Genomic DNA, 25,056 nt, shown 5'->3' with positions numbered 1-25,056 from the left:
CTGAGAGGGTTGCCAGGAATCGTCGTCTGCGGGGCTGCCCGGACGCGGCGCACCTCGTCTCGGGCGTGAGCCCGTCCGTCGCCGACCGGCGACCCGGCGGCGGTCGAGGTGGGTGCAAGGAAGGGGCTGCTCCGAAACGCACCTGCGAGGGAACCTTCTACAAACCGGGTCTCGGCCGGCGCGGGTAGCCCGCTCCTTCGCGTGTGCGGCGGCCGGCCCGGTCCTTGCAGTCGGACCTGCAGACGGGAGACCTGCAGCCAGGAGACCCACGAGGGAGGAACCAGCATGCCGGGATCGCAATCGCTGCGAAACGGGACCGGGACGGCCAGGACCCCCAGCTCGCGCGACGGGACGGGGCGCGCGGCTCCGGTCGCACCCCCGCCGCTCGAGGAGCGCACCCGCCTCGAGCTCTACGACCTCGCCACGGCGCTCGGCATCGCCGGCCGCGGCGACATGTCGAAGGCCGAGCTGATCGAGGCGATCCGGCGGCGCTGAGCCGGCCGGCCCGCTCATCCGCCGCGCGCGCGAGCTCCCCCCGCCGCAATTTCCCCTCAAGCCCGCTCCCGCCCCTTCCGATCGCGCGTGTGGACGCGAGGCCGGAAAGGTCCGGCCCCCGTGCGTCCCCTGCTCGCCATCCCCCTCGCGCTCCTCGTGCTCGCCGCCACCGCCTCGGCCGCCACGCTGCCCGTCGCGCTGCCGGGGCCGGACGTGACCCTCCTCTTCGCGCTCGGCATGGTCGGCCTGGGCGCAGGGCTGTCGCCGCCGCCGGAGGGCTAGAGCCCGTCTCGTGAGCCCCGCGTGACCGCCGGGACGGCCGCCGCCCCTCCCCCTGCTCCGAGCCGAGGTCGGCTAGCGTGCGCTCCGGGGGGAGCGGCGTTGGCCCAGGTCGCCTTCGAGTCGGTCACGAAGCGCTACCCCGGCGGCGCCGTCGGGCTCGCCGACCTCACCCTCACGGTCGCAGACGGCGAGCTGCTCGTCGTCGTCGGCCCGTCGGGCTGCGGCAAGTCGACCCTGCTGCGCCTGCTGGCCGGGCTCGAAGCGCCCAGCGCCGGCACGATCCGGATCGGAGACCGGGCCGTGAACGAGCTGTCGCCGCAGGAGCGCAACGTGGCGATGGTGTTCCAGGACTACGCGCTCTACCCGCACCTGACCGTGCGCGGGAACCTCGAGTTCCCGCTGCGCATGCGTGGACTCCCGGCCGAGGCCGTGCGCCGCCGCGCCGAGGAGGTGGCGGCGCTGCTCGAGATCGCCCCGCTGCTCGAGCGCCGGCCCCGGCAGCTCTCCGGGGGCCAGCGCCAGCGCGTCGCGATGGGGCGCGCCCTGGTGCGCGAGCCGAGCGTGTTCCTGCTCGACGAGCCGCTCTCGAACCTCGACGCACGGCTGCGCGGGAGCGTGCGAGCCGAGATCGGCGAGCTCCAGCGCCGCACGCGCACGACGATGCTCTACGTGACCCACGACCAGGTCGAGGCCATGACGCTCGGCCAGCGCGTCGCGGTGCTCGACCGCGGGCGGCTCCAGCAGGTGGCGGCGCCGGCCGAGCTCTACGAGCGCCCGGTCTCGGCCTTCGTCGCGGGCTTCATCGGCAATCCCCCGATGAGCCTGTTCCCGACCCGGGCCGAGCGCGACGCCGCCGGGCGCGTGGCGATCGCGATCGGCGACCAGCGCGTGCCGGTGCCCGAGGCACACGCCGCCCACGCGCTCCTGGCCGCGCAGCCCGACGCCGTGCAGGGCGCGGGCCTGCGCCCGGAGGCACTCGGCCCGGCCGCGCCGGGCGCCCCGGCGCTCGAGGCGACCGTCGACTACCTCGAGAACCTGGGCCGCGAGGTGCTCGCCTACGTACTCGCTCCGAACCGTGCCGGCGAGCCGCTCCGGCTCGTCGCGCGCCTGCCCGGGCTCGTTGGGCTCGCGCCGGGCACCCGCATCCGGCTCGCCGTGGACGGGGCGCGGCTCCACCTCTTCGACCCGGCCGGGCGCGCGCTGCGCTGAGCGGGATGCCGATCTCCTCTCAACCGAGCAGGACGCGCACCTCGTGCAGGGCGCCGTCGCTCGCGAGCGGCACCAGGGCGGCACCGTCCTCGATCGCGGCGGTCCGCCCGTCGACCTGGGCGCCCACCACGCACCCCGCGCGGCCGCCCGGGTTGTCGGCGCGGATCGCGTAGCGCGTGCGCCCGTCGGGCGCCCGCAGCAGCAGCTCGAAGCCGGGCCAGGCGTCCGGGATGCGCGGGCGCAGGCGCAGGCGGCGGCCGGCCTCGAGGCGGAGACCGAGCACGGTCTCGACCAGCACCCGGTAGAGGCCGCCCGCCGAGCCGGCGGACCAGGTCCAGCCCCCCCGGCCGCGATGGGGCGACACGCCGTAGACGTCGGCGGCCACCACGTAGGGTTCGACCTGGTAGGTGGCGACCGCCTCCCGGCTGCGCGCGTGCCACTGGGGCGTGATCCGCTCGAGCAGCCCGGCGGCGCGATCCCGGCGCCCGAGCTCCGCGAGCGCGCGGACCACCCAGAGCGCGGCGTGGGTGGACTGGCCACCGTTCTCGCGGATGCCCGGGGGATGGTCCTCGAGGAAGCCGGGGGCGTGCGGGCTCCGGTCGAAGGGCGGCCAGAGCCGGCGTACGAGGCCGGCCTCGCCGTCCACCAGCTCGCGCTCGACGGCGTCGATCGCCGCGGCGGCCCGCTCGGGACGCGCCGCACCCGAGAGGACCGACCATGCCTGCACGAGGGCGTCGACCCGGCACTCGTCGGCGCCCGCGGTACCGAGCGGCGTGCCGTCGTCGTACCAGGCGCGCTTGTACCAGGCGCCGTCCCAGGCCTCGGCGTCGAGCGCCTGGCGCAGGTCCGCCTGGTAGGCGCGCAGGCGGGCCGCGCGCGGGGCCTCCCCCCGGCGCTCGGCGAGCGGAAGGAAGCGCTCGAGCACGTGGTACAGGAAGAAGCCCAGCCAGACGCTCTCGCCCCTCCCCTCGCGGCCGACGCGGTCCATGCCGTCGCTCCCGTCGCCGCTCCCCATCAGCGGCAGGCCGTGCACACCGCGGGTCGCCGCGCGCTCGAGCGCGCGCAGGCAGTGCTCGTGGAGCGGAGCGGTCTCGGGGCCGGCCTCGGGCGTGAGGAGGGCCTCGTCCTCCCCCGGCGCGAGCTCGCGCGCGCGCAGGAACGGCACGGGCTCGTCGAGAACGGCCTCGTCGCCGGTGGCGCCCACGTAGACCGCCGTCACGTAGGGCAGCCAAGCCGGGTCGTCGCTCCTCCGGGTGCGGATCCCCTTCGAGCCCGGCGGGTGCCACCCGTGGAGCACGTCGCCCTCGACGAACTGGTGCGCGGCGTGCAGCAGGAGCTGGGAGCGGGTGTGCTCGGGCGCGGCCCACACCAGCGCGGCGGCGTCCTGGAGCTGGTCGCGGAAGCCGAAGGCTCCTCCCGGCTGGTAGAACCCCGAGCGGCCGCGCTGCCGGCAGCCGAGGGCCTGGTGCAGGAGCCAGCCGCCGGCGAGCTGGTCGAAGGCCGCGACCGGCGTGCGGACGCGGAGGGCGCCGGTGAGCCGCTCCCACTCCGCGTGCACCTTCCCGAGCGCGCGCTCGACCGCACCCGGTGCGCGCCAGCGCGCGAGCAGGGCGCGCACGGCGGCGCGATCGCGCTCCTGGCCGAGCAGGAAGCTGCACTCGACGGCGGCGCCCGGCGCGAGGGCGAGCGCGAGCCGCCACGCGAAGCAGGGGTCCAGGTCGGCACCGAGCGCGCCGTCGAGCGGCGCTCCGCCCGTTACCGCCGCCGGCGCGGCCAGCGTGCCGGCGCGCCCGACGAAGCCGGCGCGGTCGGTCGTGTAGCCGGGCGCCACGCCCGGCGGCGCCAGCACGGTGCCGAACGCGACGCCGGCGCCGAAGCCCGGGTCGATCGCGTTCTCGGCCACCAGCGCCCCCGCGGCGGGCTCGCCGTCGGTCACGACCGTGCGCCCGCCGTCCTCCGGCGTCGCGCCGATCACGAGCCGTTGGAGCGCGAAGAGCGCGAGCCGCCGCGGGCGTCCCGAGCGGTTCTCGATCCGCACCCGGCACACCGCGAGCGGATCCTCGAGCGGCACGAAGCGGGTCACCTCCTGGGCGAGCCCCGCCGTCTCGTGACTCCATACCGTGTATCCCAGACCATGACGCACGGTGAACGGCGCGCCCGAGGCGGCCGGCGCCGGCAGCGGCGACCAGAACACCCCCGCCTCCTCGTCGCGCAGCCAGAGCGCCTCGCCCGGCGGGTCGGCGACGGGATCGTTGCTCCAGGGCGTGAGCCGGTTCTCGCGGCCGTTCCCCGCCCAGGTCGTCGCGGCGCCGCCCTCGCTCGCCACGAAGCCGACGCGCTCGTTCGCGACGACGTTGCACCAGGGCATCGGCGGGCGCGCGAGCTCGCCGTCGGGCCCCGGCCCGAGCTCGATCGCGTACTCCCGCCCGTCCGCGACGAAGCGGCCGAAGCCGTTGTCGGTGGGCGGGAGCCGCCGGTGGGCGAGCGGGCGCTCGACGAGGCGCTCGCTGCGAGGCCCGTCCCGAGGTGCCAGGACGGGGCCGGCGAGCGCCGCGGTCGCAGGCGGCGCGCCGGTCGTCGCGAGCCGTGCTGCCGCCAGCAGGAGCTCCCGCTCCCGCACCGCCAGCGCGCCCTTCGCCTGGAGCGCGACGCGCGGCGCCCCCGCCGCCTCGAAGGCGGGTGCGAGCGCCTCGGGGTCGTCGGCCAGCACCAGCAGGTCGAAGCACGCGCCCTGCGCGTCCCAGAAGGTCTGGGCTCGCGCCCACTCCGGGGCCGCCTGCTTCGCGTCCGGGCCGCTCAGCTCGACCACCAGGAGCCGCTCGGGGACGTGCCCTCGCTGCAGGAGCTCCTCACGCGTCCCGCGCACGCGCGCGCGCAGCGCCGGATCGGCGCGCAGGCCCGGGTGGCCGTAGGTGATCGCAACCGCGAGCTCGTGCAGCGCCGCGCAGGCCGCGCCGTCGAGGCCGAGGCGGGCGGCGAGCGCCCGCTCGCGCGCGGCGGCACCGAGCAGCGCGGCGTCGGCGGCGCCCGCTTGCGCGAGGCGCGCGAGTGCAGCCACGAGCGGTGCCCGCTCGTCCTCGGAGCCGAGCAGCAACAGCCAGCTCGCGGCCTCGCCCGGCGCGAGCCGCACGCTGCGGCGGAAGGCGAGCACGGGATCGAGGACGCTGCCGGTGCTGCCCGCGAGCGCGTCCGGAGCGGCGACCGCGCGGGGGCCGGGCCAGCTCCGCCCGCGGCCCAGGAAGCGGGCGCGGTCGGTCTCGGCCTCGAAGCCGCCGGGGCCCGCGAGCGCGCCGCCCATCCAGAGCGGCGCCTCGCCGGCGCTGCGCGGCCGGCGCCGCGCGAGCAGGACCCCCTCCCCCGCCGCCTCCGTCTCCACGAAGAGCTTCGCCAAGGCCGGGTGCGCCGCGTGGACGGCGGGGGGCGCGAGCACGAGCTCGGCGGCGGCGGTCAGCACGATGCGGCGCGGGCGCTCGCTGGCGTTGCGGACCTCGATGCGGCGCAGCTCGAGGTCCGCATCGGGCGCCACGCACGCCTCGACGCGGGTCGCGAGACCCTGCCACGATTCGGTGAAGACCATCCGGCCGGGGGCCGCGCTCGCACCGCCGGAGGCGATCCGCGTCCAGGCTCCGCTCTCGGCGTCGCGCAGCCACAGGAAGAGGCCCTCGGCGTCCTCGACGCGGTCGCCGCGAAAGCCCGTGAGCTGGATCGCGCCGCGCCGCGACACCCCCGTGCCGGCACCCGTCAGCAGGAGCGCGTAGCGGCCGTTCGAGAGCCAGCGGCCGTGCGGCGTCGGGTCGTGGTGGCGCGCGAGGAGCGCGGCGGGGTCGAGCGCCAAGCAGTCCCCCGGTCCTAGTAGTGGAGCACGACGCGCGCGGGCGCCTCGGCCAGCCAGGCGTGGCGCGCGTCGAAGCGCTCGCTCGCCCGCCCGTTCACGGTGACCGCCCGCAGCGGCCGCGCGCGCGGCGAGACCACCTCGATGCCGGCCGGCGGCAGCGCCAGCCTGCCCTCGATCCGCAGCTCGACGCGATCCCCTCCGCCGGCGCGCCAGGCGAGATCGACGACGCCGTAATGCGTCGAGAGGCCGCGCGCGCGCACGCCCGGCTCCTCGTCCACCCAGCGCTCCGGGACCCCGGCGCCGATCACGAGCGCCCCGTCCCCGTGGCGCTCGGCCACGAGCAGCCGCCGCATCGAGCGCAGGTAGGTCGAGGCGATCCAGCCGTGCGGCAGGTCGCCGAGGAAGCGCGGCGTCGCGGGATCGCGCCAGCTGATCTCCGGCCACTGCCGCCACGCGGGCGGGCGCTGGTCGGCCACCAGCGCTTCGAGCAGGGCGAGGGCCCGGTCGGGCCGCCCGAGCAGCAGGAAGGCCACCGCGTTGCGCATCTCGTAGGCGGTGTAGGCCTCGAGCGGGGTCGCGCCCCGCTGGCGGCTCTCGAACTCCTCCCACCAGCGCTCGAAGGTGTTCGCGAGCAGGGCTTGGGGCAGGCCTCCCGCCACGCCGACCGGGTCGACCGCGATCGCGGTCGAGTTGGGATCGAAGTCGGCGAGCTCCGCGGAGGCCGGCAGGGTCGTGAGCCCGCGCGTCGCGACGACCGTGCGCAGCGAGGCGACGAGGTCGCCGAGCAGCTCGCCGTGGGCCTGCGCGAAGCGGCGCGCGGCGTCGGCGTGACCGAGCGCCCCGGCAGCGGCCGCGGCGTCGGCGAGCCCGCGGACCGCCCACAGGTCGTCCCAGTAGGAGTGGACGGGGCGCGAGGCGTAGCCCTCGTGGCTGATCGACTGGGGCACGAGCCCGAAGAAGATCCCGCCCTCCCGCGTTCGCCAGGCGGGCGTGCGCCGCTCCTGGCGCAGCGCGTCGATGGCGAGCGCCGCGCGCTCCACCGCCGGCCACAGCTCGCGCAGGAACCCGAGGTCGCGCGTGTGGCGCCAGGTCTCGACGACGCCCCAGACGAACTCGCCCTCGCTGTCGTTCTCCGGCGTCCAGTCGGCGCCGCGCTGGTCGATGCAGCAGGGGATGCGGCCGTCGGCGCGCTGGTGGCGCGCGTACCAGCGCAGGAACTCGCGGGCCTCGTCGGCGAAGCCGAGCTCGAGCAGCGAGGCCGCGGTCATGGCGCCGTCGCGGATCCAGGAGCGCTCGTAGACGCGCGAGCCGGGCTGGATGCGCGGCGCGTCGCGGTTGACGAGGATCCAGGCGAGCGAGGCGCGCACGCTCGCCTCGAGCGCCGCTGCCGAGGGCGGCAGGTCGATCGCGAAGCCGTCGAGCCGCCGGCGCCAGTGCCGGCGCGCCTGCTCGAGGCGCCCCGCCGTCCAGCGCGAGGCGGCGCGCCGCGAGCCGGGCCGCGGCGGCGGCTCGACGTCCGGGTGCTGCGGCACGACCAGCGACACCTCGTCGTGTGCACCGGGGGCGAGCACGAACTGCCAGGCGAAGGCGCCGCCGACGAGCCCGATCGGGTCGGCGGCGCCCTGCGCCCGCGGCGGCACGCGACCCTCGGCGAAGAAGCGCGGGGTGGGCCCCTCCTCGGAGCGCGAGGCGCCGAAGGCCTCCGGCTCGACCAGCGGGTGGACGCGGCGCGCGCGATCGACGGTGAGCGCGACGCCGTCCCACGCGAGCCGGTGGATGCGCGCCACGCCGCCCTCCATGCCGAGGTTCTGCCAGGGTGGGCTCACCTGGAAGGGGCGCACCGCGACGAAGAGCTTCACGGCCCGTGGTGCCGGTCCGGTGTTGGCGACGCGGTAGCGCGCCACCAGCGACGAGGCGCCCGGCGGCCCGGTCGCGAAGGCCGTGATCTCGAGCACCACGTCGCCCGCCAGCCAGGTCACCGACGGGATCGGCAGGTCGCCCTCGGCGAGGGTCGGCGTGGCCCGCACGGAGGCCCAGCTCACGAGCCGGCCGTCGGCGAACAGGAAGGGCTCGATCGAGAACGCCTCGCGCCCCACCTCGAGCGCACCGTCGGCGCCGAGCAGGCCCTCGGCGTCGTCGCCGTCGGCGCCCACCACCGCCCAGGGCGCCGCCTCGTCGAGCAGGTAGCGCGGGAAGTAGCCGCGCGGGGCCTCGCGCGCCTGCGCGGCCAGGAAGCGGTTCGGCGACTCGGCCAGGGCCGCCGGCACCACGCCGAGGTACTGGACGCCGAAGCCCCGGCCGCGGCTCGACTCCTGCATCTCGAGCCGCACGAAGCGCGACTCGTGGTCGGGCAGGTAGATCCAGTCGCGCCCGCCCTCGGCGGCACGCGCCCGGAACACCGCCTCCCAGTGCTCGCCGTCGTCCGAGGTCGCGATCCGATAGGCGACCCCGTAGTCGAGCGGGTCCCAGTCGATCACGAGGCCGCCGTACTCGCGCGGGCGGCCGAAGTCGAGCCAGAGCGAGGGCGCCGGGTCGCCGGGCGCGTTGCGCCAGACCCGCCTCGGATCGGAGTCGACCGCCGCGGCCGGCTCGTGGCCCGGCGCCGCCGAGGAGGCGTGCGCCACGGGCCGGGTCGGCTGGCGCGCGGCGGGCTCGCGCGGCTCGAGCCGCAGGTCGTCGATCCAGACCGTGCCGGCCCCTCCGTCCCCGGCCGCGAGGGCGAGCTCGAGGAAGCCGATCCGGCGCGGCTCGCCGCCGCCCGGGCCCCACGCGAGGGTGAAGCGCGGCTTGCGGACGCCGATCGCCTGCCACGCGCCCGGGAAGGGCGCCGCGCGCCGCCTCCACCACCACACGCTGGTCTCCGTCGGATCGACGAGCTTGAGCTGGAGCTCCTCGGGCGGGCCCTCGCCGCGCAGCCGGAACGCGAGCCGGTAGTTCTCGGGCAGCGTGAGATCGACGGCCTTGCGCGCGATCGCCCAGCCGGCGCCGCCGCCGAGGTCGAAGTCGAGGCGCAGCACGTGGCCCCGGGCCTCCTCCTCGACCGAGAGCACGAGGCGCGCTCCCTCCGAGGTGGCGGTCGTCCAGCCCGGGGCGCCGCCCTCGAAGTCGTCGATCGCGACGGACTCGGCCCCCGTCGCGGCCGTTGCGATCCTCGCGATCGTCGCCGCCGTCGCGGTCGTTGCGACGGCCACGGCCAGCAGCACGCCCGGCCACCGCCCGCGCCTCGCGCCGGCCGCCGCCATCCTATTCCTTCACCGCGCCGGCCAGGAGCCCGGCGAGATACTGGCGCTGGAGCACGACGAAGAGCAGCACCACCGGCAGCACGGTCAGCACCGCCCCCGCCATCATCCGCTCGGTGTCCTGCACGTGCTCGCCGGCCAGGTTGGCGAGCGCCACCGGGAGCGTCTGGAGGCGGTCGTCGGAGAGCACGATGAGGGGCCACAGGAAGTCGTTCCACGAGCCGAGGAAGGTGAAGACCGCGAGCGTCGCCAGCACCGGCCGCAGGGCGGGCAGCGCGATCGACCAGAGCACGCGCGCCTCGCCGGCCCCGTCCACGCGGGCCGCGTCGAGCAGGCTGTCGGGGATGCCGAGCGCGGACTGGCGCACCAGGAAGATCGCGAAGACGCTCGCGATCCCGGGCACGATCACGCCCGCGAAGGTGTTCACGAGCCCGAGCGCCTCGAGCAGCAGGAAGAGCGGCAGCATGGCGACCTGGCCCGGGATCAGCATCGCGGCGAGCAGGCTGCGGAAGAGCGGCTCGCGGCCCCGGAAGCGCAGCTTCGCGAAGGCGTAGCCGGCGGCGGTGTTCACCGCGAGCGAGATCGCCGTGACCGCCGTCGCGAGCAGCGCGCTGTTGGCGAGCTGGCGGGCGAGGTGGAGCTCGGTGAAGAGCGCGCGGTAGTGCTCGAGCGTCGGCCGGGTGGGCCACAGGCGCAGGCCGGCGCTGCCCGCCTCGCCGGCCGGCATCAGCGACGCCGCCACCATCCACCAGAGCGGCAGCAGCGCCGCCCCGGCGAGCGCGACGAGCGCCGCGTGCAGCGCGGCGACCCGCCCGGCGCGCAGGAGACCGCTCCTCACGCCCGCGGCTCCAGGCCCGCCCCGAAGGCGGTGCCGCGCTGCAGGCGGAGCTGGAGCGCGCTGGCGGCCAGGATCAGCAGGAAGAGCACGAACGCCACCGCCGCCGCGTAGCCGAGGTTCCACCAGCGGAAGCCCTCGCGGTACATCAGGAGCACGATGCTGAGCGTCGCGTCCGACGGCCCGCCGTGGGTCATGACGTAGGGCTCGGCGAAGAGCTGGAAGTAGCCGATCGCGGTGGAGATCGAGACGAACACGAAGGTCGGGGCCAGCATCGGCAGGGTGACGTGGCGGAGCTGCTGCCAGGCGTCCGCACCGTCGATGCGGGCGGCCTCGTAGAGCCGCTCCGGGATCGCCTGGAGCCCCGCCAGGAAGATCACCAGGTTGAAGCCGAAGTTCTTCCAGACCGCCATCAGGATGATCGCCGGCATCGCGAAGCGCGGATCGCCGAGCCAGTCCACGGCCGGCAGCCCGAGCGCCTCGAAGAGCACGGCGAGCGGGCCGACGCGCGGGTGGTAGAGCGCCCGCCACACCACGGCGACGGCCACGAGCGTGGTCACGACCGGCAGGAAGTACACGGTCCGGAAGAAGCCGCGCAGGCGGACCGCCGGGGCGTCGACGAGCAGGGCGCCACCGAGCGAGACCGCGAGCGAGAGCGGGCCGCCGATCCCGACGAAGACCAGCGTGTTGCGCAGCGCGGTCCAGAACGACACGTCCCCGAGGAGCCTGCGGTAGTTGCGCAGGCCCGTGAAGCGCACCGTGCCGGGGTCGCCGATCGCGTAGATGTCGAAGTCGGTGAGCGAGAGCAGGAGCGAGGCCAGCACGGGGACGAGGAAGAAGAGCGCGATCGCGGCGAGCGCCGGCGCGAGGAACCACCAGGCGGCGGGAGGCCGGCGGCTCACCGCGCGGCATCCTGCCGCGCGAGCAGCCAGCGGCGTTTCTCGAGGATCGCGTCCGTGGCCTCGTCGAGGCGCGCCACCGCCCGGTCGAGCGTGACCTCGCCGCGCACCAGCGCCTCGGCCTCCCGCGCGATCCCGGCGGCGATCCGCTCCCACTCGGGGACCGCGGGGGTCGGGCGCAGGCTCGCGAGCTGCCGGCGGAACGCGGCGGCGCGCGGGTCGTCGCGCAGGGCGGGCGTCTCCCAGGCGGCGGCCTGCGGCGGCAGGTCGCCGGTGCGGGCATGGAAGGCGATCTGCTGGGCGGGCTCGGAGAGGAACTCGACGAAGCGCCAGGCGGCCTCGCGGCGCGGCGAGCCGCGCCGGATCGCGAGGCAGGCGCCGCCGGCGATCGAGACGCTCGGGTGCGCGGCGTCGAGCGCCGGGATCGGCGCGGTCGCCCAGTCGTCCTGCCGCGCGGGCGGCAGGCGGCGGGCCATCTCGCCCAGGTTCCAGGGCCCCGTCACGAAGGCCGTGAAGAAGCCGGCGGCGAAGTCCTGGTACAGGTTGGCGACCGCCCCGGTGCCGGCCGGCGGCGCCAGGCCCTGCTCGAAGAGCGCCGCGTAGAACGCGAGCGCCTCGCGGAAGCGCGGGTCGCGGAAGGCGCCGTAGCGGCCGCCCTCGCGCAGCAGCCCGGCCCCGCGTTGCAGGGCCAGGATCACCGGCACCTCCCACTCGCCGAGCGGCATCAGGACGGGCCAGGCCCCCGGGTCCCGCCGCTTCATCGCCCGCCACGCGGCGAGCCAGCCCTCCCAGGTGGCGGGCGGCTCCGGGACGCCGGCCGCGGCCAGCAGATCGGCGCGATAGAAGAGCACGCGGGTGTCGACGTACCAGGGCACGCCCCAGGTGACACCGCCGGCGCGCGCCGCCTCGCGCGCGCCGGGGAACCAGCCGCCGGCGGCGAAGACCGGCGACGCCGCGATCCGCTCGTCGAGGGGCTCGAGCGCGCCGAGCGCCACGAACTCGGCGACCCACGTGTTGCCGAGCTGGAACAGGTCCGGCATGGCGCCGCCGACGTAGGCCGTGAGCAGCTTCTCGTGCGCGGCGCTCCAGGGGACCTGCTGCACGCGCACGCGCGCCCCGGGCGTGCGCGCCTCGTAGGCGCGCGCCAGCGCCTCGGCCGCGGCGCCCTCGCTGCCGAGCGCCCAGAACACGAGCGTGTCGCCGCCGCGTGACGGATCGCACCCGAGCAGCACGAGGCCGGAGACGAGGGCGAGGACTGCGAGACGAGCGCGCACGCGCCGGGAGTCTACGCGGTCGCGATGCCCGAGGCCGCGGGTTAGGCTGCTCTCGCTCCACGGGTCGGGGGTGTGGGCCCACATGCCGTCACACGACCAGCTCCTCCTGTTCTGGCTGCAGCTCGTCGCGCTGCTGGCGGTGGCGCGCTCGCTCGGCGGGCTGCTGCGGCGGATCGGGCAGCCGGCCGTGGTGGGCGAGCTGGCGGCGGGCCTCGTGCTCGGGCCGTCGGTCTTCGGCCAGCTCGCACCGGACGCGCAGGCCTGGCTCTTCCCGGGCGTGCCCGTGCAGATGGCGATGCTGGCCGCGGTCGGCTGGGTGGGCGCCTTCCTGCTGATGATCGTGACCGGCTACGAGACCGACCTGCGGCTGATCCGGCGGCTCGGCGGCGCGACCGCGCGGGTTGCCGTCGGCAGCCTGCTGCTCCCGGTGGCGCTCGGGGTCGGTGTCGGGCTGGTGATGCCCGCGGTGTTCCTGGGCGAGCGTGCGGAGCGCAGCGTCTTCGCGCTCTTCGTCGGGATCGCGCTCGGCATCTCGGCCCTGCCGGTGATCGCCAAGGTGCTCTCCGAGATGGGCCTGATGCGGCGCACCGTCGCCCAGGTGATCCTGACCGCGGCGATGGCCAACGACCTGGCCGGCTGGGTCCTGCTCGGCGTGGTCGCCGGGCTCGCCCGCTCGGGCCACTTCGACGCGAGCGGACTCGCCTTCACCGGCTTCGGACTCGCGCTCTTCCTGCTCGTCGCCTTCCTGCCCGGGCAGCGCGCGGTGGACGCCCTCCTGCGCGGCGTCCGGATCCGGCGCTCGGGCGCCTTCGGCGCGGCCGGCGTGATGGTGCTGGCGGGGCTCTCGGCAGGCGCGCTGACCCACGCGATCGGGCTCGAGGCGGTGTTCGGCGCCTTCATTGCCGGCATCGTGCTCGGCCGCTCCCGCTACCAGGAGCACGAGGCCTTCGCCGCCCTCCACACGGTGACCTTCTCCTTCCTCGCGCCGCTCTTCTTCGCCTCCGCCGGCCTGCGCGTGGACCTGACCCTCCTGGCGCAGCGCGAGGTCTGGGTCTGGGGGCTCGTCGTGCTCGCGGTCGCCAGCCTGTCCAAGTTCGCCGGCGCCTACCTGGGCGCGCGGCTGGCGGGGCTCCCGCGGCGCGAGGGGATGGCGCTCGGCGCGGGACTGAACGCGCGCGGCGCCGTCGAGATCGTGGTCGCCACCGTCGGCCTCTCGCTCGGGGTGCTCTCCCCCGAGTCCTACACCGTCGTGGTGCTGCTCGCGATGGCCACCTCGATGATGGCGCCGCCGCTCCTGCGCTGGGCGTTGTCGACCTGGAAGGGCTCGCGGGAGGAGCGCGAGCGGCTCGAGCGCGAACGGGTGCTCGGCGCCAACGTGCTGGTGCGCGCGCTCCCGATCCTGCTGCCCAGCCACGGCGGCCCGAACTCGGTGCTGGCCGCGCGCCTGCTCGACCTGGCGTGGCCGGCCGAGGCCGAGGCCGTCGTGCTCTCGGTGGGCGGCGACGCGCCCGAGGCCGACGTCCAGCGCGTGGCCGCGGCGTTCCGCCACCGGGTGGCGCGCCGCGAGAGCATCCGGGGTGGCGACCGGCTCGGCGCCATCCTCGACCACGCGGCGCTCGGCTACGGGGTCATCGCACTCGGCGCCACCGACGCGCGCGTCGAGGGGCGGCTCGTCTCGCCGCTCGTCGACGACCTCCTGAGCGCGAGCCCGCTGCCGGTCGTGATGGTGCGGCGCGGCGCGGGCGCCCCGCCGGCCGACGCGGGCGAGCTGCCGATCCGTCGCATCCTGGTGCCCGCGATCGGCACCCAGCCGGGGCGCGCGGCCCAGGAGATGGCCTTCGGGCTCGCGGCCGCGCTCGGCGCCGAGGTCGTGATCGCGCACGTGGTGACCGCGCCGACGCCGGCCCAGGAGGTGGCGCTCCCGGGCTGGATGCACGACACGCTCGGGGCCGCGCCGGGCGCGACCGCAAGCGAGGGCTCGATCTCGGTTGCCGAGCGGGTCGTCGGCGAGGCGCGCGCGCTGGCGGGCGAGTTCGGCGCGCACGCCCGCACCGCGATCCGCACGGGCCTGTTCACGCCCGACGTGCTCCTCGCCCTGGCGCGCGACGAGCAGGTGGACCTGATCGTCCTGGCCGCGAACCTGCGCCAGCTCTCGGGCCGCCCCTTCCTCGGCCACGGCGTCGAGTACCTGCTCGAGAAGAGCGAGTGCGCCGTCGCGGTGGTGACGGCGCCGCCGGGCTTCGCGCGCTGATCCCGCCGCTGGTTCCCCGCCGGCGGTGATCTCGGCAGGCGCATCGCGCCCCCGAGGTCCGCGGCCGCCGGCTCGAGCTCGACGCGTTCGGCTCGTGCGACCGGACGCACGGGTGTGGCCGGGAGCCTCCCCGGGATCGGCAGCCGATCGGCTGCCCTACACGAAGAACACGAAGGTCACCAGCACGAAGAGCGGGAGCAGCACGGCTCCCGCGTAGGCCATGTACCCGAAGAAGCCCGGCATCGCGACGCCGCTCTGCTCGGCGATCGCCTTGACCATGAAGTTCGGGCCGTTGCCGATGTAGGTGTTGGCGCCCATGAAGACGGCGCCGGTCGAGATCGCGGCCAGGATCTCGTGGGCGCGCGGGCCGAGCGCCAGGTACTCGGCGAGGTAGCGGCCTTCGAGGCCGACGCCGTCGAGGCCGACGGCGGTGGCGGCGAAGGTCAGGTAGGTGGGCGCGTTGTCGAGGAAGCTCGAGAGCACGCCGGTCGCCCAGAAGAATTGCCAGGGCTCGCGGATGCCGAAGCTCGGGGCGTGCTGGTTCAGGAGCAGCAGCGCGGGCGCCATCGTGACGAAGATGCCCGCGAAGAGGAGGGCCACCTCGATGATCGGCCCGAAGCCGAAGCCGTTCTCGCGGTGGTAGGCGGCGGGCGTGGCCAGGTAGGCCGCGATCGCGACCGCCGCCATGAGCACCTCCTGGAGCCCCGGCGGCCAGGGCGCGCCGCCGGCCCCGAGGCCGCTGCCCGAGGCGTAGACGATCGCGACGATCGCGGCGAGGAAGACCAGGTTGCGCTGGCCCGCGATCCGCAGCGGCGCGTGGCGCTGCACCTCCTCGAGCTGGGAGCCGGGGCGCTCGCGCTCCTCGCGGTCGAAGACGCGCTGATCCCAGAGGTTGAAGAGCAGCAGCAGGAGCCCGTTCACGAGCAGCCACTCGCGCCAGAGGCGGAAGGTCCACCCGAAGGGCACGCCCTTCAGGAAGCCCAGGAAGAGGGGGGGGTCGCCGAGGGGGGTCAGGAGCCCGCCGCAGTTCGACACCACGAAGATGAAGAAGACCACGATGTGGGCCTTGCGCTGGCGCGAGGCGTTGGCGCGCAGCAGCGGCCGGACCAGCAGCATCGAGGCGCCGGTGGTGCCGACGAAGCTCGCGATCGCGCCGCCGATCGCGAGCAGCGCCGTGTTGAGGAGCGGCGTCCCCGACAGCGAGCCCCGGATCACGATCCCGCCGCTCACCACGAAGAGCGCCCCGAGCAGCACGATGAAGGCCACGTACTCGTGGGCCTTCTCGAGGAGCTGGTGGACGCCGGCCGCGCCGTGGGCGGCCACCAGGTAGACCACCACCGGCGCCGCGAAGAGCGCCGCCACGAGACCCTTCGTGCGGTTGCGCTCCCAGGCGTGCGGCACCACGAGCGGCAGCACGGCGATGCACAGGAGCAGGCCGGCGAAGGGCAGCACGGTCCAGACGGGCAGCTCGATCGCGTGGGACACCGGCGCTCCGGACGAGGGGGGCGCGACCCTAGCCCGGATTCCCGAGCGCCGCGGCGACGGCCGCGACCACCTCGTCCGGCTCGAAGGGCTTGCGCAGGAAGCCGGCGAGGCCGCGGGCCGCGAAGCGCTGGCTCGCCTGCTCGTCGTCGTAGCCGGAGACCAGCACGACGGGCAGATCCGGCCGCACGGCGCGCAGGCGCAGGAAGGCGGCCTCGCCGCCGAGGTCCGGCATCACCAGGTCGAGCAGCACCGCATCGACCCGCTGGCCGCCGACGACGGTCGCCACGGCCGCCGCGCCGCCGTCCGCACGGACCACCTCGAAGCCGGCGCGGGTGAGCATCTCGGCGGCCAGCTCGCGCACCGCGGGATCGTCGTCCACCACGAGCACGCACCCCCGCGGCGGGGCCGGCGGCACGGGCCGGGTGCCGGGCCGCGCCGGAGCGCAGGACGGAGGGACGATCGCCGGCGCGGGCGCCGGACGCGCGCTCACCGGGAGCGCGACGCGCACGGTGGTGCCCAGGCCGGGCGCCGACTCGATCGTGAGGCCGCCGCCGTGTGCGCGCACGATGCCGAGCACCGCCGCCATCCCGAGCCCGCGACCCGAGAACTTCGTGCTGAAGAAGGGCTCGCACACGCGCGCGGCCGTGGCGGCGTCCATCCCGCAGCCCTCGTCGGCGACCTCGAGCACCACGTAGCGGCCGGCCGCCAGCTTGCGGGGCCCGAGCGCGCCCGCGAGCGCCTGCTCGTCGAGCTCGGCGGCGGCGACCCGCAGCGCCACCCGCCCCGGCTCCCCGCCCAGCGCATCGGCGGCATTGAGGACCAGGTTCATCGCCACCTGGCCGAGCTGGCTCGGGTCACCTTCCACGGCCGGGAGCCCGGGCGCGCAGGTGATCTCGAGCGTGCACCCCGCCGGCAGCGAAGCGCGCAGCAGCTCGCCGAGCGAGCCCACCACGGCGCCGGGATCGAGCGGCGCCAGGGCGGGCGCCGCCTTGCCCGCGTAGGTCAGCATCTGCCCGGTCAGCGCCGCGGCGTGGTCGGCCGCCAATCCGATCCGCTCGAGGCGCGGGCGCAGCGGCGCCTCGGCCGCCAGCTCGGCCAGGCCCAGGCGCACGTGCCCGCGGATCACCGTGAGCAGGTTGTTGAAGTCGTGCGCGATGCCGCCGGCCAGGACGCCCAGGCTCTCGAGGCGCTGGATCTGCGCGAGGTGGGCCTCGAGCGCGCGCTGCCGCTGCTCGGCGTCGTAGCGCGCGGTGACCTCGCAGGCCGAGCCCAGGAGGTCGATCACGCCCGCGGCGTCGCGGCCGGCGACCACGAGGCGCAACGCGAGCCGCCGGAGCCCCCCATCGAGCGCCACGATGCTCTGCTCGAAGTCGAAGCGCTCGCCGACCGGCAGCCGCGCGAGGCCCTCGTACGCGACGGCGCGGAGCTCCTCCGGCAGGAGCGCGAGCCAGCCGTGATCGGCGAGCCTTTCGACCTGGACCCCCGCCATCGCCACGACCCCGCCCGCCACCCACTCGGGCCGCAGGCGCAGCTCGGAATCGATGCGGACGCGGAAGCTCGTGTCCGCGTTCAGCTCGGAGATGGCGCGGTAGCGCTCCTCGCTGGCGCGCAGCTCCGCCGTCCGCTCGGCGACGGTCGCCCGCAGCCGCTCGCCGAGGCGCCGGCGGAGCTGGTCCGCGCTCGCCTGGATCTGGAGCCAGAGGACGGGCGGCGCCACGAGCACCCACAGCGCCACCAGCGCCGCCGACATCCGCCCGCTGGCCAGCCACGCCACGTGCAGCGACCCGACGATCGCGAGCGCCAGGAGCGCGGGGCCGAGCCAACGCTCCGCCCGCGTCGAGCGGGTGGCGCGGGCCGAGCGCCAGACGAGGCCGGCCGCGGCCGCGACCGCCCACGGCTCCCAGGCGAACGCGAGCAGCCAGGCGAAGGCGTCGAAGCCCGCCATCGACACGATCGTGCGTAGAGAGCCCCAGGTGAGGGCTGCGGGCAGCAGCCAGTCGGGAACCCGCCGGCCGGCGAAGGAGAGCGCACCCCCGGCCAGCAGGCCCGCGAAGAAGGCACCGAGCACGTGCGTCGAGGGCGCGAGCGAGGAGCGTTCCGGATCGACGAGCGCGAGGGCGCCGCTGATGCCGGCCGCCGTCCAGCCGCCGACCCAGTACGCCACGGGCGTCCCGTGGCGCCGCAGCACGCGCCAGCCGAAGAGGCCGGTGGCGAGCGCGAAGAGGAGGGGCCAGAGGGGCGCCACGGATCGGCAGGATATCACCACCCCGGGCCGGAAGGGGTCGTCGCCGGGGGCGGCGGCCGGGTACAGTGGGGCCATGCCGCGAGCCCCGGGTCCGATCGCCGTCGCCTTCGCCCTCCTCCTCTGCGCGCACGCCACCCGTGCCGAGCTCCCGAGCGAGCCCGTGGGGCAGGTGGCGCCGGCCCCGGCGCCGGCGCCCCACCAGGTCTGGATCGCCGACTTCGTGCTCGCGCGCACCGCGCTCCTCGACGGCGACAGCGGCCGCTTCCTCGGCATGCTCTCGGCCGGCGTGGGCCCGATCGCGCCGGTCTTCTCGCAGGCGCGCGGCGAGATCTACCTGCCCGAGACCTACTACTCCCGCGGCAGCCGCGGCGAGCGCAGCGACCTCGTCACGATCTACGACGTGGCGACCCTCGCGCCCGTCGCCGAGGTGGCGATCCCGCCCCGCCGGGCCGACATCGTGCACGCGCTGGCGCTCGCGACGCTGCTCGACGACGGGCGCTTCCTCGCGCTCTTCAACTACTCGCCCGCCACCTCGGTCACGATCGTGGACGTGGCGGAGCGGCGCTTCGTGGGCGAGATCCAGACCCCCGGCTGCAGCCTCGTCTACGGCGCCGGCCCGCGCCGCTTCTTCATGCTGTGCGGCGACGGGAGCCTGCTCGTGGTGACGCTCGACGCGGGCGGCGCCGAGCAGGGCCGCACGCGCAGCGCGAAGCACTTCGACCCGATGGCCGACCCCGTCACCGAGAAGGCGGTGCGCCGCGGCAACGAGTGGCTCTTCGTGAGCTTCGCGGGCGTGGTCCACCCGGTGGAGGTCGGGGGCGAGGCGCTCCGCTTCGGCGAGCGCTGGTCGCTCTTCGACGACGCCGACCGCGCCGACTCCTGGCAGGTCGGCGGCACCCAGCACCTGGCCGTCCACGAGGACTCGGGCCGGCTCTATGCGCTCGTCCACCAGGGCGGCCCCGACGGCCACAAGCACCCCGGCAGCGCGATCTGGGTCTACGACCTCGCCACCCGCACGCGCGTGCAGACGATCGGGCTGCGCAACCTGCAGGCGGCCTTCCTCGCCCAGATGACCGGCCTCGAGAGCGACCCGCTCCTGTGGCTCCTCGAGCGGGTCGTCCCGAACGCGGGGGTCGACAGCATCGCGGTGTCGCAGGATGCGGAGCCGCGCCTGTTCGGCGTGTCGTCGGCCGCCGGCACGATCGGGGTCTGGGACGCGCGCAGCGGCGCCTTCCTGCGCTACCTCGAGAACGTCGGGCTCGCGCCGTCCACGCTCCAGGCGCCGTGGCGGTGATCGACCCCGCCCTGCACGCCGTGCTGCGCGGGGGCCTGGCGCTGCTCTTCGCGGGCGCCGCCGCCCACAAGCTGCGCGACCTCCACGCCTTCCGGGTCGCGCTCGGCGACTACCAGCTCGTGCCCTGGGTGCTGACCGGGCTGGCGGCGCCGGGGCTCGCCGCGGCGGAGGCGGCCGCGGCGGCGCTCCTGCTCTCGCCCGCGGCCCGGCCCTGGGGCTTCGTCGGCGCCGCCGCCCTGCTCGCGCTCTACGGCGCCGCGATCGCGCTGAACCTCCTGCGCGGCCGGCGCGACATCGACTGCGGCTGCTTCGGGCCCGCCCTGCACGTGGGGCTCGGCGGCGGCCTGCTCGCGCGCAACGCCGGCCTGCTCCTCGTCGCCGGGGCGGGCTTCCTGCCGGTGGCGGCGCGCCCCCTCGGCGCGCTCGACGGCGCCACGATCGCCGGCGCCCTCGCCTTCGCAGCCTTCGCGCACGCGGCCGCCACGCGGCTGCTCGCCTCTCCGCCCGGTGCGGCATGAGCGCGCTCGTCGTCTCGAACCTGCTCCTGTGGCTCGCGGTGGTGGCGCTGGCCGCGCTCGTCTTCGCGCTCGCGCGCCAGATCGGGGTGCTCCACGAGCGCCTCGCGCCGGCCGGCGCGCTGCTCCTGCGCGGCGGGCCGCAGGTCGGGGACCCGGCCCCGGCGTGGGCGGGAGCGGACCTGGCGGGGCGCCCGATCCGGCTCGGCGGGCCGAGCGAGGACGGGCGCGGAACGCTCCTGCTCTTCGTCGCGCCCGGCTGCCCGGTCTGCAAGTCGCTGCTCCCGGTCGTCCGGCGCGTCGCCGCCGAGGAGGCCGCGCGCCTGCGGGTGGTCTTCGCGAGCGACGGTGACGAGGCGGCCCAGCGCCACTTCGCCGCCGAGCACGGCCTCGATCGCTTCCCCTACGTCGTGTCGGCCGAGCTCGGCCTCGCCCACGGCGTCGGGCGGCTCCCCCACGCGGTGCTCGCCGACGCCGGCGGGATCGTGCGCGCCAAGGGGCTCGTGAACTCGCGCGAGCACCTCGAGAGCCTGCTCGAGGCGCAGGCGCGCGGGGTGGCCTCGATCCAGGAGTTCGTGGCAAGCTCGCACGAGCCGGCGGCACGCGCCGGCGAGGGAGGACGATGAGCAGGCTCCGCCCGCGCGAGCTGTCGCAGCGCCTCGACCACGTCGCCGAGGACGCGGTGCGGCGCCTCGCGCGCGGGCTCTCGCGGCGCAGCTTCCTGGGCCGGCTCGGCGCCGCGCTGGCGGGCGGCGCCACGCTGCCCCTGCTCCCGGTGTCGCGGGTCTCGGCGGCGGAGCCGCCCGCCGCCGCGCCCGAGGGCATCGCGGGGCCCGCGGGCGACCCCGCGAGCTGCGAGTACTGGCGCCACTGCGCGATCGACGGCTTCCTGTGCTCCTGCTGCGGCGGCAGCCACACCACCTGCCCGCCCGGCACCGTCCAGTCGCCGGTCACCTGGATCGGCACCTGCCGCAACCCGGCCGACGGCAAGCACTACGTGATCAGCTACAACGACTGCTGCGGCAAGAGCTTCTGCGCGCGCTGCTACTGCCACCGCAACGAGGGCGATCGCCCGGCCTACCTCCCCCAGAAGAGCAACGACATCAACTGGTGCGTGGCCGCGCCGAGCACCGTCTACCACTGCTCCACCGCGATCGTGCTCGGCGTCGCCGTCGCCGCGCCCGCGGAGCCGGCCGCGGCGGGATCCGGAGAGCCGTGAGGCGCCGGGCACGCGCCGGGAGCTCCGCGGCCGGCGCGCTCGCCCTCGCGGCGAGCTTCGCGGCCACGATGCTCGCCCCGGGCGGCGCAGGAGCGGAGGCGATCTCCGGCCCGCGCCTCGACTACGTGCTCCAGTGCATGGGCTGCCACCTCGAGGACGGCAGCGGCGCTCCGGACCGGGTTCCGTCGCTCTCGGGTGTCGGGCGCTTCCTGGGGGTTCCGGGCGGCCGCGAGTACCTGGTGCGCGTCCCGGGCGCGGCCCACGCCCCGCTCGGCGACGCCGCGCTCGCCGCGCTGCTCAACTGGATGGTCGCGCGCTTCGACCCGCCCGCCGCCGCGGCGCCCGGCTTCGTCCCCTACGACGCCACCGAGGTCGGGCGGCTGCGCGCCGCGCCGCTCGCCGACGCCACCGCCGAGCGGCGCGCGCTCCTCGCCGCGCTCGGGGGCGGGTGAGCGATCAGCCCGCCGCCGCGCGCAGCACCGCGAGCGGCCCGAGCGCGCGGAGGCGCGCCAGCCCCGCGCCGTCGCGCACCACGAACGAGCCCGCGAAGCCGAGCGCGTTGACGGGAATGCCCTCGACCTCCGCGCGGGCGCGCGGCACCGCGAGCAGCCAGGTGCGCGTCGCGAGCAGGTTGTAGGGCGCGGACTGGCGGGGGCCGTCCTCGCCCGGACAGGGCCGCACGCCGACCGCCGCCAGCGCGGCGTCGGCACGGGCGGCGATCGCGGACGGATCCCGCCACGCGCCCGCAGCCAGCCGGACGAAGGCGCTCGGGAAGGGCGCGCCCGGCAGGGCGACCGGGCCCGGTCCGGGCGCTGCCGCGTCGAGCCAGGGCGCGATCGGCAGCGCGGGGGCGTCCGCGCGGCCGGCGGGCGCCGCGGCCCCGAGCGGGAGCGGGACGAGCTGGAGGTGCTTGTGACGCTGGCTCGCGCCCGCGAGGGGACCGGCGTTGTAGAAGCCGAGGCCGTCGATCGCAGCGAGGCCTGCGGCCAGCGCGGCCCAGTCGGCAGCGTCGAGCCAGGCCTCCTGGGCCGCGGCCGAGCGGGTCACGAAGAGCAGGTGGCGCTCGAGCACCGGAAACTTGTTGAGGAGACAGAGATGGGTGTCGGACACGGCGCCGACGACCAGCGCCGGGTCGGGGTCTGCGAAGGGGTCGGCGTCCGCCCGGCCGGCGGGCGCCACCGGCGGCCGATCCGCCAGGATCCGCACGGCGAAGCGCAGGCCGCCTTCGCGGATCTCCTCGGCGGCGGTTGCGAGGGGGCAGAGCGCGCCGGCCGCGCGGGCGCGGCGGATCGCCGCGTCGGCGGCCGCGGGCAGGGGTCGTGCTTCCGACACCGATCCGCTTCAGGCCTTCCCGGCGTGCTCGACGATCGCGTCCACCACGGCCGGCCAGAGCGCGCGCGGCAGGTCGTGGCCCATGCCGGCGAGCTCGAGCAGGCGCGCGCCCGGCACGGCCGCCGCCGTGTCGCGGCCCGCCTCGACGGGCACCAGCGGATCGGCGTCGCCGTGGATCACGAGCGTGGGAGCGCGCACCCCGGCCAGCGCCGCGCGCCGGCTCCCCGAGGCCAGGATCGCGACGAGCTGGCGCGCGAAGCCGGGCGGGTTGACGCCGCGGTCGTAGGCGCGCTCGGCGAGCGCGCGCAGCTCGGCCGGATCGCTCGGGTACGCCGGGCTCCCGATCACACGCGAGGCCTCGACGCTGCGCTCGATCTGCGCGGCGCGCTCGGCCGGCATCGGCGTCATCAGGAGCGCCATCGCCTCGGGGCGCGCGGGCGGCAGGCCCGGGTGGCCGGTCGTGGACATGATCGAGGTGAGGGTGCGCACCCGCGCCGGGTGCTCGATGGCGAGCGTCTGGGCGATCATGCCGCCCATCGACGCGCCCACCACGTGGGCGGACCCGGCGCCCAGGGTGTCGAGCAACGCCACGGCGTCGCCCGCCATGTCGGAGAGCCGGTAGGGCGCGTCGATCGGCTGCCCCGCACCCGCGGCCGCGAGGGCGCCCAGCACGTCGGGCATGCCGGCGGCATCGAGCCAGGTGGAGCGGCCGACGTCGCGGTTGTCGAAGCGGGTGACGTGGAAGCCGCGCTCGGCGAGCGCGCCGCAGAACTCGTCGTGCCAGAGGATCATCTGGGCGCCGAGGCCCATCACCAGCAGGAGCGGCGGGTCGCCCGCCCGCCCGAAGCTCTCGTACTCGAGCTCGATCCCGTTGGCGCGTGCGCGCGGCATCCCGGTCCTCCTCGTGGCGTGGGCGCCGAGTCTAGCCGAGCCGTGCTCCCGGCCACCGTGCGTGCGCCGGCCGCGCGCGCGATCGCGGAGCAGCTAGCCTCCGCCGCGCGATGACGTCCCTTCGCTCCTCGCTGCGGGTCACCGCTCTCGCCGGGGCGCTCGCCGGCGGGTTCGCGTGTGCCGGCCTCGGCGCGCCGGGCGGCCCCGGTGCGCCCCCGGCCCAGCACGCCTGCTGGCCCCGCTTCCCCTACCAGGAGGGCTGGCTCGGCGGCGACGGCGCCTACTCGGTCCCGCTCTCGTCCCGCCGCAGCGTCTGGCTCTTCGGCGACACCTTCGTCGGTCGCCCGGACCAGGCCGACCGGGTGGGCGCGAGCCTCGTGCACAACTCGATCGGGATCTCCGAGTGCCGCGGCGGGCGCTTCGCCATCGACTACGCCTGGGGCCGCGCGCCCGACGGCACCGCCCGGGCCTTCCTCGAGCGGCCCGGGGGCAGCGCCGGCTGGTGGTGGCTCTTCGGAGGCTTCGTACACGAGAGCCGGCTCTACCTGGGTCTGCTCGAGGTCGAGCGCTCCGCGCCGCAGGGCTCCCTCGCCCTGCCCTTCCGCACCGGCGCCACGGCGCTCGCGCGGATCGAGAACCCCGGCGACGAGCCGCAGCGCTGGCGGGTCGAGGTGCTGCCGCTCGCGCGCGGAACGGCCGGGTTTCCGATGTCGGCCTTCGCGCTGTCCGCGCCCCATCTCTACCTGTACACCTGGCGCGAGGAGGCCGATGGCCGGCATCCCCGCATCCTCACCCGCCTGCCGCTGGCGGCCCTGGAGGCGACGCCAGCCGAGCTTCCCGATCGTCTCGAGACCTTCGCGGGCGACGGCCGCTGGCTCGCGGGCTTCCGCCCGGGCGAGGCCCGGGTCGTGATGGACGACAGCGCCTCCGAGATGAGCATCCGACACCATCCGGAGTCGGGTCGCTGGCTCGCCCTCTACGGCCATCCGGAGCTCAGCGGGCGCTTTCCCGGGACGCGCCCCTCCGACGCCGTCTACCTGCGCAGCGCGCCGGCGCCCGAAGGGCCGTGGTCGGAGCGGCGGCTGGTGTTCCGGATCCCCGAGCTGGCACCCGGCCCGGGAGCCGACCCGAACCTCGGCTGCTACGCGGCCAAGGAGCAGCCGCAGTTCTCGCGGCCGGGGAGCCTCACCTTCACCTACGTCTGCAACCTCTTCGCAGGCCTCGGTCAGGACCCCTACGAGGTGCTCGGCCGGCTCCAGCGGAGCATGGACCTGTACCGGCCCGTCGCAGCCGCCGTGACGCTGCCCGAGCCGGCGCGCGGCACCCGCGGCGGGCCACCGCTCGACCCCACCGCCGGCAGGCACTAGCCTGCGCGCTCGCGCGCGAAGAAGGGGGAAGCGATGGGGATCCGGATCCGGCGGGCGGCCTTCGGGCTCGCGCTCCTCGCGAGCCTGCTCCCGGCCGCGGCCGAGGCCGCGCCGCACAGCGCCGGCCGCAAGTTCGGCCGCGGCCTCGCGGCGATGACCTGCGGCTTCCTCGAGGTGCCCGGCAACGTGGTCGAGACCTCGCGCGAGCGGGGCGCCGGCTGGGGCGTGACGCTCGGCTTCGCCGAGGGCCTCGGGAAGCTCGTGGTCCGCGAGCTGGTCGGCGTCTACGAGTTCGTGACGGCTCCCTTCCCGGTGCCGGCCGGCTACCGGCCGATCCTGAAGCCCGAGTATCCCTGGGGCTACTTCGACTAGCAGGACACCCGCTGCCG

At 76.5% G+C, this 25,056-nt stretch carries 20 protein-coding genes; 11 read left to right on the top strand and 9 right to left on the bottom strand.

Translation table 11 applies throughout. The features are described 5' to 3' along the window. Positions 1-285 precede the first annotated feature (285 nt). The 3 genes from OZ948_09580 to OZ948_09570 all read left to right on the top strand — a co-directional run bounded on the left by OZ948_09580 (position 286) and on the right by OZ948_09570 (position 1,986). A complete protein-coding gene (locus OZ948_09580) occupies positions 286-495 on the top strand; it encodes a Rho termination factor N-terminal domain-containing protein (protein MEB2344981.1) in 210 nt (69 codons plus the stop codon). A 120-nt stretch (positions 496-615) separates the two neighbouring features. Further along, positions 616-777 carry a hypothetical protein gene (locus OZ948_09575; GenBank protein ID MEB2344980.1) on the top strand — a complete coding sequence of 54 codons (162 nt, stop codon included), beginning with the start codon at positions 616-618 and terminating at the stop codon, positions 775-777. Positions 778-876: 99 nt separating this feature from the next. Then, complete coding sequence (locus OZ948_09570; GenBank protein MEB2344979.1) at positions 877-1,986, top strand: ATP-binding cassette domain-containing protein; 1,110 nt, start codon at positions 877-879, stop codon at positions 1,984-1,986. A 19-nt stretch (positions 1,987-2,005) separates the two neighbouring features. Here the strand turns inward: OZ948_09570 and OZ948_09565 are convergent, their stop codons facing one another. From OZ948_09565 to OZ948_09545, 5 genes are read right to left on the bottom strand one after another with little or no spacing between them, the layout of a single operon-like run. After that, a complete protein-coding gene (locus OZ948_09565; GenBank protein ID MEB2344978.1) occupies positions 2,006-5,821 on the bottom strand; it encodes a glycosyl transferase in 3,816 nt (1,271 codons plus the stop codon). A 14-nt stretch (positions 5,822-5,835) separates the two neighbouring features. Then, positions 5,836-9,063, bottom strand: coding sequence for a discoidin domain-containing protein (locus OZ948_09560; protein ID MEB2344977.1), 3,228 nt, complete (start codon positions 9,061-9,063; stop codon positions 5,836-5,838). 1 nt (position 9,064) lies between these two features. After that, positions 9,065-9,898, bottom strand: a complete 834-nt coding sequence (locus tag OZ948_09555; GenBank protein ID MEB2344976.1) for a carbohydrate ABC transporter permease — start codon at positions 9,896-9,898, stop codon at positions 9,065-9,067. Beyond that, on the bottom strand, positions 9,895-10,797 hold the full coding sequence (locus OZ948_09550; protein ID MEB2344975.1) for a sugar ABC transporter permease: 903 nt from the start codon (positions 10,795-10,797) through the stop codon (positions 9,895-9,897). The genes OZ948_09555 and OZ948_09550 overlap by 4 nt, the downstream gene beginning before the upstream one ends. Continuing rightward, positions 10,794-12,068 (bottom strand): extracellular solute-binding protein, encoded by a 1,275-nt coding sequence (locus tag OZ948_09545; GenBank protein MEB2344974.1) that lies wholly within the window; start codon positions 12,066-12,068, stop codon positions 10,794-10,796. Before OZ948_09545 ends, OZ948_09550 begins: the two co-directional genes overlap by 4 nt. Positions 12,069-12,150: 82 nt before the next feature. On the opposite strand from OZ948_09545, the gene OZ948_09540 reads away from it, so the two are divergent. Continuing rightward, positions 12,151-14,319 (top strand): cation:proton antiporter, encoded by a 2,169-nt coding sequence (locus OZ948_09540; protein MEB2344973.1) that lies wholly within the window; start codon positions 12,151-12,153, stop codon positions 14,317-14,319. A 156-nt stretch (positions 14,320-14,475) separates the two neighbouring features. Here OZ948_09540 and OZ948_09535 read toward each other — a convergent pair whose 3' ends face one another. Beyond that, complete coding sequence (locus tag OZ948_09535) at positions 14,476-15,804, bottom strand: sodium:proton antiporter (GenBank protein ID MEB2344972.1); 1,329 nt, start codon at positions 15,802-15,804, stop codon at positions 14,476-14,478. Between the two features lie 28 nt (positions 15,805-15,832). After that, on the bottom strand, positions 15,833-18,049 hold the full coding sequence (locus OZ948_09530) for a response regulator (GenBank protein MEB2344971.1): 2,217 nt from the start codon (positions 18,047-18,049) through the stop codon (positions 15,833-15,835). 73 nt (positions 18,050-18,122) lie between these two features. On the opposite strand from OZ948_09530, the gene OZ948_09525 reads away from it, so the two are divergent. Genes OZ948_09525 through OZ948_09505 form a run of 5 tightly spaced genes read left to right on the top strand, consistent with a single transcriptional unit; the run spans position 18,123 to position 21,529 of the window. Next, positions 18,123-19,343, top strand: coding sequence for an amine dehydrogenase large subunit (locus OZ948_09525; protein ID MEB2344970.1), 1,221 nt, complete (start codon positions 18,123-18,125; stop codon positions 19,341-19,343). Further along, positions 19,340-19,861: a methylamine utilization protein MauE gene (locus OZ948_09520; protein ID MEB2344969.1), complete on the top strand. Its 522-nt coding sequence runs from the start codon at positions 19,340-19,342 to the stop codon at positions 19,859-19,861. Before OZ948_09525 ends, OZ948_09520 begins: the two co-directional genes overlap by 4 nt. Further along, on the top strand, positions 19,858-20,484 hold the full coding sequence (gene mauD / locus OZ948_09515; GenBank protein MEB2344968.1) for a methylamine dehydrogenase accessory protein MauD: 627 nt from the start codon (positions 19,858-19,860) through the stop codon (positions 20,482-20,484). The genes OZ948_09520 and mauD overlap by 4 nt, the downstream gene beginning before the upstream one ends. Next, positions 20,481-21,077 (top strand): twin-arginine translocation signal domain-containing protein, encoded by a 597-nt coding sequence (locus OZ948_09510; protein MEB2344967.1) that lies wholly within the window; start codon positions 20,481-20,483, stop codon positions 21,075-21,077. The genes mauD and OZ948_09510 overlap by 4 nt, the downstream gene beginning before the upstream one ends. Then, on the top strand, positions 21,074-21,529 hold the full coding sequence (locus OZ948_09505; protein MEB2344966.1) for a hypothetical protein: 456 nt from the start codon (positions 21,074-21,076) through the stop codon (positions 21,527-21,529). Before OZ948_09510 ends, OZ948_09505 begins: the two co-directional genes overlap by 4 nt. A gap of 4 nt (positions 21,530-21,533) precedes the next feature. On the opposite strand, the gene OZ948_09500 is transcribed toward OZ948_09505, so the two are convergent. Both OZ948_09500 and OZ948_09495 read right to left on the bottom strand, forming a co-directional pair. Next, positions 21,534-22,409 carry a phosphorylase gene (locus OZ948_09500; GenBank protein MEB2344965.1) on the bottom strand — a complete coding sequence of 292 codons (876 nt, stop codon included), beginning with the start codon at positions 22,407-22,409 and terminating at the stop codon, positions 21,534-21,536. A 9-nt stretch (positions 22,410-22,418) separates the two neighbouring features. Beyond that, positions 22,419-23,300 (bottom strand): alpha/beta fold hydrolase, encoded by an 882-nt coding sequence (locus OZ948_09495; GenBank protein MEB2344964.1) that lies wholly within the window; start codon positions 23,298-23,300, stop codon positions 22,419-22,421. 110 nt (positions 23,301-23,410) lie between these two features. On the opposite strand from OZ948_09495, the gene OZ948_09490 reads away from it, so the two are divergent. Then, positions 23,411-24,667, top strand: a complete 1,257-nt coding sequence (locus tag OZ948_09490) for a DUF4185 domain-containing protein (protein MEB2344963.1) — start codon at positions 23,411-23,413, stop codon at positions 24,665-24,667. 33 nt (positions 24,668-24,700) lie between these two features. Continuing rightward, complete coding sequence (locus OZ948_09485; protein MEB2344962.1) at positions 24,701-25,039, top strand: exosortase system-associated protein, TIGR04073 family; 339 nt, start codon at positions 24,701-24,703, stop codon at positions 25,037-25,039. Positions 25,040-25,056: the final 17 nt, after the last annotated feature.

The organism is Deltaproteobacteria bacterium (assembly GCA_035063765.1).
Classification (GTDB): Bacteria; Myxococcota_A; UBA9160; order UBA9160; family PR03; genus CAADGG01.
This window is presented reverse-complemented; position numbering and strand designations above follow the sequence as displayed.